This is a genomic window from Bifidobacterium crudilactis (genome assembly GCF_000738005.1).
Classification (GTDB): Bacteria; Actinomycetota; Actinomycetes; order Actinomycetales; family Bifidobacteriaceae; genus Bombiscardovia; species Bombiscardovia crudilactis.
In genome coordinates this window covers 96,049-108,215 of the sequence record NZ_JHAL01000001.1, presented here as the reverse complement: position 1 = coordinate 108,215, position 12,167 = coordinate 96,049, and the positions used below count along the sequence as shown (strand labels likewise).

Below are 12,167 nucleotides of genomic sequence, written 5' to 3'. Positions count from 1 at the left end.
GGAAAATCCGCTCACCGGGGTGCTTCCTCGCGATGTGGCGAATGCCGATGTCGACGTTCCTGCAGGGAGTGGCCGCGATCGGCGATCATCATGGGCAGTCCGGACACGGGATCGGCAATCATTGCCGCGTGTATGCCGAACACCTGTTGCACGAGCCTTTCGGTGAGTATTTCGGAAGGTGCGCCCAAGGCTTCGCAGTGGCCCTCGTGCATCGCCAGTATCCAATCCGCATAGCGTGCAGCAAGATTGACGTCATGAAGCACCATGACGATTGTGGTGCCCTCCGTGATGTTGAGGTCGCTGAGAAGGTCAAGGACTTCCAATTGGTAGGCCACATCGAGGTACGTCGTCGGCTCGTCAAGCAGCAGAATCCCGGTTTGCTGAGCCAGAGTGAGGGCAATCCACGCTCGTTGACGCTGCCCGCCCGAGAGCTCATCCACAGGACGGTCCGCGAGAGCCGTCATCCCCGTGACCTGCAGGGCGTGGTCCACAGCGGATTGGTCCTCTGCCGACCATGTGCCTGAGAAACGGTGATACGGGTAACGACCGCGTGAGACCAGATCGTTCACCGTGATGCCTTCAGGCGCGATTGAGGACTGCGGGAGCAGCCCGACTTTCGTGGCGACCAACTTGGTCGGCATCCTGGCAATATCCTGGCCGTTGAGCAGGACCGCGCCATTGCGTGTTTTCAGCAATCGCGCAAGCGCCCGCAGCAAGGTGGATTTGCCGCATCCGTTCGGTCCGATTATTGCTCCCACGGAACCAGGTCGGATATCGAGGTCGATGTCGTTGACGACGATATGTGTGCCGTAGCCGACTGAAAGATTACTTGCCTGCATGTGGTCGGTATCTCCGGCGATTCCGTTTGCGACGTCTGTTTGCAAGCCGCTGTGCGCGGTCTCCGCTCCACCGGCTCGGCGGCGAGGATGGTCTATCATTCCAGATTCCCCTTTCTTGCGGCCAATGTCATCAATATCACCAGAACCGGCCCGCCGATCACACTGGTGACGACCCCGACTGGCAGCTGTTCGGAGACGAGGTGCTGCGCCACAATATCGGAAGCCAGTACGAGGCTCGCTCCGACCAGCGCCGATTCCGTCAGCGCGGAATCCCCATGTCCGCTAAGCCGTCTGGCGATTGGACCGGAGAGAAATGACACGAATGCAATCGGACCTACCGCGGCCGTAGCCACCGAAAGCATGGACACGGCCACGATGATGATGGCGATCTGAGACATGCCGACTCGGATTCCGAGACTTGCTGCGAGGTCGTCCCCGAGGCGCAGAACGTTCAATCTTCTGGAAAGTGCGATCATCGCCGCACCTCCGATGAGCAGGGCGCACATGGAGAGGGCGACATCGCTCCACTGAGCCCCGGCCAGACTGCCCGTCAGCCATCGCGATGCCGATTGGATGTCCCATTGGTCGGCGTGCACCAGCATCCATGAGCTGAGCGCGTCGAGCATGGCTCCGAGCGCGATGCCGATGAGAATGAGCCGACCCAGAGAGAGGCCGCCTTTCCACGTCAGCCCCGAAACCACCAAGGCGGTTACGAGGCCTCCTACGATGGCCAGCGTGCTCAATTCAGGCCCCGACAGTCCGAGAACGACGATGCCGAACACCGCCGCCGTATTTGCCCCGGCGGTGATGCCGATGATGTCAGGGCTGGCCAGCGGGTTGCGCAGCAGATGCTGGAAACACGAACCAGCCAGACCGAACGTCGCCCCGCAGGCCAGGGCGGTGAGCGACCGCGGGATGCGGAGCTCCCCCAAGGCGAAGGAGATGCCGGGAATCCACTCGCCGGAGATGACCCGCCATAGATCGTCGAAGCTGTAGAGCACCGTGCCGAAGGTGATGTCGACGTACAGGAGCGAGCATGCGAGCATGACCAGCAGCAGGCACACCAGAACCTTGCGACGTATGCGTCTGGTCCGAGCATCCGCTGTGGATGACAGTGCAGGATGCCGATAGGAGCGTGTCTGATTCATCGTCAGCCCTCCTCCTATATCTGCTGCAGCCTGCGGCTGCGTACCAGGAGAATGAAACATGGGGCACCGATGATGGCGGTGACGATTCCCACCTCCACGTCGGTTGGGCGGGTGAGCACGCGACCGATGGTATCCGAGGTCACCAGGAGTATGGGCCCCAGCACCAGGGAGAGGCCGAGTATGCGCTTGTATTCAGAACCGACCAGCAATCTCGCTGCATGAGGTACGACAAGGCCTACGAAGGCTATCGGACCGGCGAGTGCCGTGGCGCTCGCGGACAGCATCACCGCTGCGGCCCAGGCGCCGAAGCGCACGGTGCGAACTCGGCTACCCAGTCCCGTTGCCAGGTCGTCTCCCATGGCGAGCGCGTTCAAGCCCGGCAGACAGAGCGCGGCGATGCCTATGCCGATGCCGATAATCGGCAGTATCGGTAGCATCAGTGAGAAGCGGGCTCCCGACAGCCCTCCGACCTGCCAGAAGCGATACGACGATATGACGTCTATCCGTGGCAGCAGTATCGCCGACGTCAACGAGGAGAGCATGGCTGCGACCACGGCTCCCGCGAGCGTCATCTTCAGCGGCGTCGCTCCCTTCGCTCCGATTGAGCCAAGGAACCACACGCAGATCGCCGCCGCGCATGAGCCGAGCATCCCTACCCAGACGTATTGAATAGGAGCGTTTAAGCCGACCGTGGCCATCGAGAGAACAATCGCGAAGGCCGCGCCACCATTGAGACCGAGAATCGAGGGGTCGGCAAGCGGATTCCTGGTCATCCCCTGCAACAGCGTTCCCGCGGTCGCCAAGGCCATTCCGACCAGTATGCCCAGTGCCATACGCGGTATGCGCAGACGGACGGCCTCCGCGGAGACGCCGGTCATCTGTGGATCGGTCAGAATCCTCACAACTTCAGAGAGAGGTACGGAACGTGAACCTATGGCGATCGAGGTCACCGAGAGCACACCGAGTATCGCCAGAGCCGTGATCAGCAGCAAGGCATATCCGCCTGCCCCACGCGCAGTTGCTTTGTCTCGTATGACTCCGTGCATGATGCCCTGAAGTTCCCGTCTCCCATGATGCTTGTCGTCGCCTGCCTGTGACGATTCGTGGCCGTTCGTGAGCCGCTTGCCACCCGTGGTAATCGGTCTTTGAATTGGTGTCAGCCGACCTTCGCCGCCGCTTGCGCCAATACCTTGGCATAGTCATCCACCGTGGAGGGGATGGAAAGGGCGGAAGGGGCAATCGCGCTGCCCAGCTTCGAATTCAGGTCTATCACTACTACGGAGCCTCGTTTCACCGCCGGAATCTGAGAAATCAGAGGGTCCTTCTGCAAGGTGGCGAGGGTGGCGTCGTCTCCGTAGGTGACGATGATGTCAACATCGTTGAACTGATCGACATTCTCGGCCGCTATGTCCTTGTAGAAGGAATCCGTGGATTTCGAAATCTTCTCCACTGAGGCCGGTGTCGACAGGCCCAGGTCTTGCAGGAATGCAGGTCGTGTGTCGGCTGTGGTGTAGACGCTGACCGTGGAGAGCTTGGTGGTGTCGAAGTACATGACGGCGGCGTTCTTGCCTTGCAGTTCCGCATGTGCGCTCGCGGCTTTGCTGATGGCGGCCTCGTCATCCGCGATGACCTGTTTCGCTTCGCTCTCCTTGCCGAGGGCTTTGCCGCTTAAGGTCAGGACCTGTCTCCACTGTGCCGCCCAGGCCTTGCCGGGGTAGGCGATGGTCGGCGCGATTTTGCTCATCGTCTGATACTGGGCTTTCGAAATGCCCGATTGGATGCCGATGATGATGTCGGGGCTGGTCGAGGCGATGGCCTCGGTATCGATGTCGTCGCTTTCATCGTGCAGTTTCGGCGCTTTGTCTCCTGTAGCACCCAGTTTCTGCAACGCGCTTTCGGTCCAGGGAAGGATGCCGCTGCTTCCTGCGGCTCCGTCGGTGATTTTCGGCATATCCACGGGGATGACTCCAAGGGCGATGACGGCGTCCTGGTTCGTCCAACCTATCGTCGAGACGCGAGAAGGCTGTGACTTGATGGTGGTGGTGCCGTAGGCATGCTTGATGCTGACGGGGAAATTCGATGAACCGCTGGCATTTGCATCCGAGGAGGTCGTCGATTGCCCGGTACCCGTGCAAGCGGTCAAGGCGATGACGCTCAGCCCTGCCAGGGCCGTCGCTGCCAGGCGTCGTACCGAGCTCAAGGTGCGTCTGTCACGTGCGAATATATTCATCATGGTTCCCTTACCGGTTAATCCGTATTCAATGGTGTGTGCCTCCTCTCGCAGCGCTTTGCGGATGATTGAGGTCATTCATAGTCGTTCATCTGCGAAGGGCGGGAAGCGAAATCAATCTAGCAGAGCACAGGCGCTTTGAATAGGTCTTGACATTTGTTCGGACAGCGGCTAGGAACAGCTTGGAAGTCCGGGGATTCGCCGTCTTCGTGACGGTGCCTGGTTCGGTATCGCCGATGCCGTCTGTCCACGTAGTGAACGCATGCCGGCGGATGCACATGCACTCGTCATGTGCGGGCGTGATAATGAATGCCATGCAAAGCGACGAAGTCCAGAAGTATCTCTTATCCGATCATCGTGCCGAGCTGCTTGCCGCCGAGCAACGTCTGCAGGGCACGGTCAGGCATACGCGTATCGAAGAGTCTCAGATACTCAGCGAACGCAGCGGACACCGTGTGCTGCTCAAGCCGGAGAACCTGCAGCTGACCGGGTCGTTCAAGCTTCGGGGCGCCTACAACAAGATTGCCTCCCTGTCGCAGGAGGACCTTGACAAAGGCATCGTCACCGCCTCGGCGGGCAACCACGCTCAGGGTGTCGCTTTCGCCGCCAGGGAGAGGGGGGCGCAGGCCACGATTGTGATGCCGCAGATAACCCCGCCGCTGAAGGTCGATGCCACAAGGGCCTACGGCGCCGAAGTCGTGCTTCAGGGCAACGTCTTCGATGAGAGTTTCGCCTACGCCCAACGTCTGTCGACCGAAAGGCATATGACCTTCGTCCATCCTTTTGACGACTACCAGGTGCTGTGCGGGCAAGGCACCATCGCGATGGAAATCCTGCATGACGTACCGGACGTCACGGACGTCGTCGTGCCCATGGGCGGGGGCGGCCTTGCGGCGGGCGTCGCGCTCGCGATCAAGACCTTTCGCCCGGAGGTGCATGTCATCGGGGCAACGCCGGTAGGGTCGCCCGCATGGCGTGAATCATTCGCGGCTGGGCATGTGGTCGAGGCCGAACAGGTCAATACCGCGGCGGAAGGCGTTGCCGTAAAACGTCCCGGTGACCTGACCTTCGCCTTGTTGCGGGAGTATCTGGACGACATCGTCCAAGTGACCGAACGCGATATTTCCGAGATGATTCTGCTGATGCTCGAAAAGCACAAGCTCGTGGTCGAGGCCGCCGGTGCGGTTCCCCTGGCTGCACTGTCCCAACTGGATATGCAATCCAAGGTCTTTCAGTCCGAGCCCGGTCCCCATGTGATTGTGCCCATCGTTTCCGGTGGCAACATCGATACGGTGACCATCGGTGCGGTTATCCAACGCGGCATGATTTCCCGGGGCAGAATCATGCAGTTCGGCGTTGAACTGCCGGATATCCCTGGGCAGCTCGCTAAAATCGCCACATTGCTCGCCGACCTGAGAGACCAATGTCATCGAATTGAACCATGACCAGTTCAAGGCCTCGGGGCATTATCGCAACGGCGTGCTGCTTGAGGTCACGGTCGAGACCAACGGGCCCGACCATATCGCCCAGGTCTTGGACACCCTGCGGGGCGAAGGTTTCCGAGTAGAGCAGGTCTACTGATTCTCGCCCCGGTGGTTTCGGCCGGTCAGCTCCTGCTTGCCTGAATCGTTTCCTCGACGAGCCGGGGCAAGGCATCCTGGATGGGTTCCCTGATGAGCGTGGTGGCCAGGGAATCGTATTGGGTGCGTCCCATGTTCATGATGGTGATGGGGACGCCGGCCTGAGAGGCAACCGGCACCAGTGACGCTGCGGGGAAGACTTCCAGAGTGCTGCCGATGACCCATAACTCGTCGGCCGATGTCGCAAGTCTCATGCTTTTCTCCATAGCCCCTTCCGGCAGGGCTTCGCCGAAATACACCACGTCGGTTTTCAGGATGCCACCGCAGGTCATATTGGAGCGGTATGGAAGCTGACGATGACAATGCGGGTCGGGTTCTTCGTCAAGATGGTTCATGATTGTCGCCGTGTCATACCGTGCGTGGCATTTCAGACAGTGCGATGTGCCGATGGACCCGTGGAGATTCACGATGACATCCGGGGAGTTGCCGGCTTTTTCATGTAATGCGTCGAAATTCTGCGTTGCCAGCAGACTCAGCAGTCCCGCCTTTTCCAAATGCACAAGGGCCTTGTGCGCGATTCCGGGTTGCGCGTTCCATACGGGCGACTCCTTTTGCCAGCGCCAGGAGTACTTACGTTCCTCCGTATCCGTCATGAAGGCGTCGATGTCATACACGCTCATCTGCTCAGGGTGTTTGGTCCACACGCCTTCAGGCCCCCTGAAATCGGGAATACCCGCCGAAGTCGAGATTCCAGCACCGGTCAGTACCGCTATGTTCTTGCTCATACTGCCGTATTACCACCTGTCGTGTGAACGATGGAATGCATATGTGATGCCTATGCGGTACCTCCTTGACTCCTGCCGTTGAGGTGAGGAAAGGTGCGTGGTGCTTTCGGGGGCGAAAGAAAGGTGCGACACGCCGTATTGCGATGCACGGCAATCCTTTTTTCTCTGGTCAGGAGCGTTAATCTGGTGTTGTCGAGAGTTTTCGCGCATATTCGACACGCCGATGGAAGCTTGGAATGCCAAGGCTCCCACGCTTCACTGCGCCTATCAATTTGCATAACAGGCCCCTCAAGGGTAAGTTTGTTATTCGCTGCTCAGCACGGCGGACTTCTCCTCAAGGGAGTTGGAAAGCTTGCTGGTGTGGTGGTGGTTTGAGAACTCAAGAGCGTATTTGTACTACTTTTTATAGTCTTTTTTAATTGCCAGTTCGGTATGAGCTTCATTTTTTGGTGGAGTGCTTTGATTAGCTTAATGAGTACCGAGATTTTTGTGTGGTTCGTTTTTTAACGAATCCGTCAATATGAATTATTTTTAAGGGTCATTGTTGGCTCTTCATTTTTTTTGTGGAGGGTTTGATTCTGGCTCAGGATGAACGCTGGCGGCGTGCTTAACACATGCAAGTCGAACGGGATCCATCAAGCTTGCTTGATGGTGAGAGTGGCGAACGGGTGAGTAATGCGTGACTAACCTGCCTCATACACCGGAATAGCTCCTGGAAACGGGTGGTAATGCCGGATGCTCCAACATTTCACATGTTTGTTGGGAAAGCGTTAGCGGTATGAGATGGGGTCGCGTCCTATCAGCTTGTTGGTGAGGTAATGGCTCACCAAGGCTTCGACGGGTAGCCGGCCTGAGAGGGCGACCGGCCACATTGGGACTGAGATACGGCCCAGACTCCTACGGGAGGCAGCAGTGGGGAATATTGCACAATGGGCGAAAGCCTGATGCAGCGACGCCGCGTGCGGGATGAAGGCCTTCGGGTTGTAAACCGCTTTTAATTGGGAGCAAGCGAGAGTGAGTGTACCTTTTGAATAAGCACCGGCTAACTACGTGCCAGCAGCCGCGGTAATACGTAGGGTGCAAGCGTTATCCGGAATTATTGGGCGTAAAGAGCTCGTAGGCGGTTTGTCACGCCTGGTGTGAAAGTCCATCGCTTAACGGTGGATCTGCGCCGGGTACGGGCAGGCTAGAGTGCAGTAGGGGAGATTGGAATTCCCGGTGTAACGGTGGAATGTGTAGATATCGGGAAGAACACCAATGGCGAAGGCAGATCTCTGGGCTGTTACTGACGCTGAGGAGCGAAAGCATGGGGAGCGAACAGGATTAGATACCCTGGTAGTCCATGCCGTAAACGGTGGATGCTGGATGTGGGACCCTTCCACGGGTTCCGTGTCGGAGCTAACGCGTTAAGCATCCCGCCTGGGGAGTACGGCCGCAAGGCTAAAACTCAAAGAAATTGACGGGGGCCCGCACAAGCGGCGGAGCATGCGGATTAATTCGATGCAACGCGAAGAACCTTACCTAGGCTTGACATGTTTCGGACAGCCCCAGAGATGGGGTCTCCCTTCGGGGCCGATTCACAGGTGGTGCATGGTCGTCGTCAGCTCGTGTCGTGAGATGTTGGGTTAAGTCCCGCAACGAGCGCAACCCTCGCCTTGTGTTGCCAGCACGTTATGGTGGGAACTCACAAGGGACCGCCGGGGTTAACTCGGAGGAAGGTGGGGATGACGTCAGATCATCATGCCCCTTACGTCTAGGGCTTCACGCATGCTACAATGGCCGGTACAACGAGATGCGACATGGCGACATGAAGCGAATCTCTTAAAACCGGTCTCAGTTCGGATTGGAGCCTGCAACTCGGCTCCATGAAGGCGGAGTCGCTAGTAATCGCGAATCAGCAACGTCGCGGTGAATGCGTTCCCGGGCCTTGTACACACCGCCCGTCAAGTCATGAAAGTGGGTAGCACCCGAAGCCGGTGGCCTAACCTTTTTGGAGGGAACCGTCTAAGGTGAGACTCGTGATTGGGACTAAGTCGTAACAAGGTAGCCGTACCGGAAGGTGCGGCTGGATCACCTCCTTTCTACGGAGAATTTAAGCCACGGTTTGTGGCGAACAGGTCATCAGCGCGGCAGGTTGTCGTGTGTGGTGGCGTACTGGTGTGGATCAGTTAATTCAGACTTTTGCGGTACGGATACGCTTTTGGGCTCCCGGATTGCCACTCGGCGATTCGACGCCCTGTCGTTGATGCCTTCCCTTTGGTGGTGGGTTGATGCGCCTGGTGCGGTGGCAGCTTGAGAACTGGATAGTGGACGCGAGCAAGCAGTTTTTACTGCTTGCTGTATATTTCGATCGGGCTCTGTATAGAGTCCGTGTCGATCGTTTAATGATCAATTAGTGTGATGATTTGTTGTCTAGGAATAAGCTAGTAAAGGCTTGCGGCAGGGCATATGTATGTTCGTATGTGTTGCTTGCAAGGGCATATGGTGGATGCCTTGGCAGATTGAACCGATGAAAGACGTATGAGGCTGCGATAAGCCTCGGGGAGCCGCCAACAGGGCTTTGATCCGAGGATTTCTGAATGTGGAAACACACCGCCCGTTATGGGGTGGTACCGCTTATGCGGGGGGTACGCAGGGAAGTGAAACATCTCAGTACCTGCAGGAAAAGATATTCCGTGAGTAGTGGCGAGCGAAAGCGGATCAGGCTAAACCGGTTGCGTGTGATAGCTGTCAGGCGTTGCGCAGTCGGTGTCGTGGGAAAGTATGTCCGGTCGCTGATGAGGCCGGCAACAGTAAGAAAACAATGTGTGAGACGAACAGGATTGAATACCTGGCCGAAGAGGGTGATGGCCCCGTAGTCGAACGCGCGTTGTCTGTTGATTGCTTCTCCCAAGTAGTACGGGACTCGAGGAATCCCGTGCGAATCCGTCCAGACCGTTGGATAAGCCTAAATATTTCAATCTGACCGATAGCGAACGAGTACCGTGAGGGAAAGGTGAAAAGTACCCCGGGAGGGGAGTGAAATAGTTTCTGAAACCATGTGCTTACAAACCGTCGGAGCCTTTCGGGGTGACGGCGTGCCTATCGAAAAATGAGTCTGCGAGTCAGTGATATGTGGCAAGGTTAACCCGAGTGGGGGATCCGTAGCGAAAGCGAGTCTTAAAAGGCGTTTTAGTCGCATGTCCTGGACCCGAAGCGGGATGATCTAGCCCTGAGCAGGTTGAAGCGCGGGTAAGACCGCGTGGAGGACCGAACCCACTTAGGTTGAAAACTGAGGGGATGACTTGGGGTTAGGGGTGAAAGGCCAATCAAATTCCGTGATAGCTGGTTCTCTCCGAAATGCATTTAGGTGCAGCGTCGATTGATTGCTTCCAGGGGGTAGAGCTACTGGATGCTTGCGGGCCCATATCGGGTACCAACAGCAGCCAAACTCCGAATACCTGTGAAGTCTATTTCGGCAGTGAGTCTGCGGGGGATAAGCTTCGTAGTCAAAAGGGAAACAGCCCAGATCGTCGTCTAAGGTCCCTAAGCGTGTGCTAAGTGGGAAAGGATGTGGAGTCGCATAGACAGCCAGGAGGTTGGCTCAGAAGCAGCCATCCTTGAAAGAGTGCGTAACAGCTCACTGGTCTAGTGGTTCCGCGCCGACAATGTAGCGGGGCTCAAGCACACCACCGAAGACGCGGCATTAGTCTTATGGCTAATGGGTAGGAGAGCGTTCCGTACGGGGCGAAGCGGCGAGGGAACTCAGCCGTGGACTGTACGGAAGTGAGAATGCAGACATGAGTAGCGAAATGGGAGTGACAATCTCCCACGCTGGATGACTAAGGGTTCCAGGGCCACGTTCATCGTCCCTGGGTTAGTCGGGTCCTAAGGCGAGGCCGACAGGCGTAGTCGAATGGATGAAGGAGTTGATATTCTCCTACCGGCTTTCAACCGTCAAATCCGAGATTTGGGGTACTAACCTCCTCGTTGACTTGAGGCGGCCTTCGGGTCGTCGATGGTTTTCGGGTTGGGACCTTCCCTTACAGTAGGACAGCACAGGAGTGACACAGAATGGTAACCGGCTGCGGAGGTGGTCTTCCGTGGTTAAGCACGCAGGGTGTTCGGTAGGTAAATCCGCCGGATATTGCCCGAGGTGTGATGATGGGGGCTTTTTAGCCCGAACTCGGCGATCCAGGCTGTCAAGAAAAACTTCGGTGTTAGGTTGATAGCCGCCCGTACCCTAAACCAACACAGGTGGTCAGGTAGAGAATACCAAAGCGATCGAGCGAATCCTGGTCAAGGAACTCGGCAAATTACTCCCGTGCCTTCGGTATAAGGGAGACCCGTCTCGGTGGACTTCTTCACGGAGCGAGCTGTAGCGGGTGGCACAGACCAGGGGGTAGCGACTGTTTACCAAAAACACAGGTGCATGCGAAGACGAAAGTCGCTGTATATGCACTGACGCCTGCCCGGTGCCGGAAGGTTAAGAGGATCTGTCAGCTTCGGCGAAGCAGTGAATTTAAGCCCCGGTAAACGGCGGTGGTAACTATAACCATCCTAAGGTAGCGAAATTCCTTGTCGGGTAAGTTCCGACCTGCACGAATGGCGTAACGACTTCCCCACTGTCTCGACCAGGAGCTCGGCGAAATTGCAGTACGAGTAAAGATGCTCGTTAAGCGCAGAAGGACGAAAAGACCCCGGGACCTTTACTATACCTTGGTATTGGTATTAGGTGCGAACTGTGTAGCATAGGCGGGAGACTTTGAAGCTTGGGTGCCAACTCGAGTGGAGTCAACAATTGAAATACCGCTCTGTTCTCATTTGATATCTAACCTCGATGTGTTATCCACATCAGGGACAGTGCCTGGCGGGTAGTTTAACTGGGGCGGTTGCCTCCTAAAGAGTAACGGAGGCGCTCAAAGGTTCCCTCAGCCCGGTTGGCAATCGGGTGTTGAGTGTAATTGCACAAGGGAGCTTGACTGTGAGACTGACAGGTCGAGCAGGGACGAAAGTCGGAAATAGTGATCCGGTGCCGGTGTACGGACGCGGCATCGCTCAACGGATAAAAGGTACCCCGGGGATAACAGGCTGATCATTCCCAAGAGTCCATATCGACGGGATGGTTTGGCACCTCGATGTCGGCTCGTCGCATCCTGGGGCTGTAGCAGGTCCCAAGGGTTCGGCTGTTCGCCGATTAAAGCGGCACGCGAGCTGGGTTCAGAACGTCGTGAGACAGTTTGGTCTCTATCCTCTGCGCTCGTTGGAATTTTGAGAAGACCTGCCCATAGTACGAGAGGACCTGGGTGGACGAACCTCTGGTATGCCAGTTGTCGCGCCAGCGGCACGGCTGGTTAGCTACGTTCGGAAGGGATAACCGCTGAAAGCATCTAAGCGGGAAGCCTGCTTCAAGATAAGAATTCCATGAGACCTCGAGTCTCTGAAGACTCCATGTAGAACACATGGTTGATAGGCCGGATGTGGAAGCCCCGTAAGGGGTGGAGCTGACCGGTACTAACAGTCGAAAGGCAATCATACTTCATTCAACCCTTGGGTTGGATGGATACCGTAAGTCCTTCTAGCAATGACTGTCAACAAGGAGCACT

The 12,167-nt window shown here is 57.0% G+C and carries 5 protein-coding genes, 2 rRNA genes and 1 pseudogene; 3 read left to right on the top strand and 5 right to left on the bottom strand.

The genetic code is table 11. From position 1 onward, the window contains the following. Positions 1-11 precede the first annotated feature (11 nt). The 4 genes from DB51_RS00445 to DB51_RS00430 all read right to left on the bottom strand — a co-directional run bounded on the left by DB51_RS00445 (position 12) and on the right by DB51_RS00430 (position 4,220). Positions 12-938 carry an ABC transporter ATP-binding protein gene (locus DB51_RS00445; RefSeq protein WP_238548260.1) on the bottom strand — a complete coding sequence of 309 codons (927 nt, stop codon included), beginning with the start codon at positions 936-938 and terminating at the stop codon, positions 12-14. Further along, positions 935-1,987, bottom strand: coding sequence for a FecCD family ABC transporter permease (locus tag DB51_RS00440; protein WP_034250686.1), 1,053 nt, complete (start codon positions 1,985-1,987; stop codon positions 935-937). Before DB51_RS00440 ends, DB51_RS00445 begins: the two co-directional genes overlap by 4 nt. 14 nt (positions 1,988-2,001) lie before the next feature. After that, entirely contained in the window at positions 2,002-3,033 is a 1,032-nt protein-coding gene (locus DB51_RS00435) for a FecCD family ABC transporter permease (RefSeq protein WP_034250685.1), read from the bottom strand. 110 nt (positions 3,034-3,143) lie between these two features. After that, positions 3,144-4,220, bottom strand: a complete 1,077-nt coding sequence (locus DB51_RS00430; protein ID WP_162174589.1) for an iron-siderophore ABC transporter substrate-binding protein — start codon at positions 4,218-4,220, stop codon at positions 3,144-3,146. 311 nt (positions 4,221-4,531) lie between these two features. Here DB51_RS00430 and ilvA point away from each other — a divergent pair. Further along, positions 4,532-5,798: pseudogene (ilvA, locus tag DB51_RS00425) on the top strand (threonine ammonia-lyase). Positions 5,799-5,823: 25 nt separating this feature from the next. Here ilvA and DB51_RS00420 read toward each other — a convergent pair. Next, positions 5,824-6,582 carry an SIR2 family NAD-dependent protein deacylase gene (locus DB51_RS00420; protein ID WP_034250684.1) on the bottom strand — a complete coding sequence of 253 codons (759 nt, stop codon included), beginning with the start codon at positions 6,580-6,582 and terminating at the stop codon, positions 5,824-5,826. 560 nt (positions 6,583-7,142) lie between these two features. On the opposite strand from DB51_RS00420, the gene DB51_RS00415 reads away from it, so the two are divergent. Then, positions 7,143-8,663 (top strand): 16S ribosomal RNA (locus DB51_RS00415). A gap of 380 nt (positions 8,664-9,043) precedes the next feature. Then, a 23S ribosomal RNA gene (locus DB51_RS00410) occupies positions 9,044-12,100 on the top strand. The 16S and 23S rRNA genes sit together here, the layout of an rRNA operon. Positions 12,101-12,167: the final 67 nt, after the last annotated feature.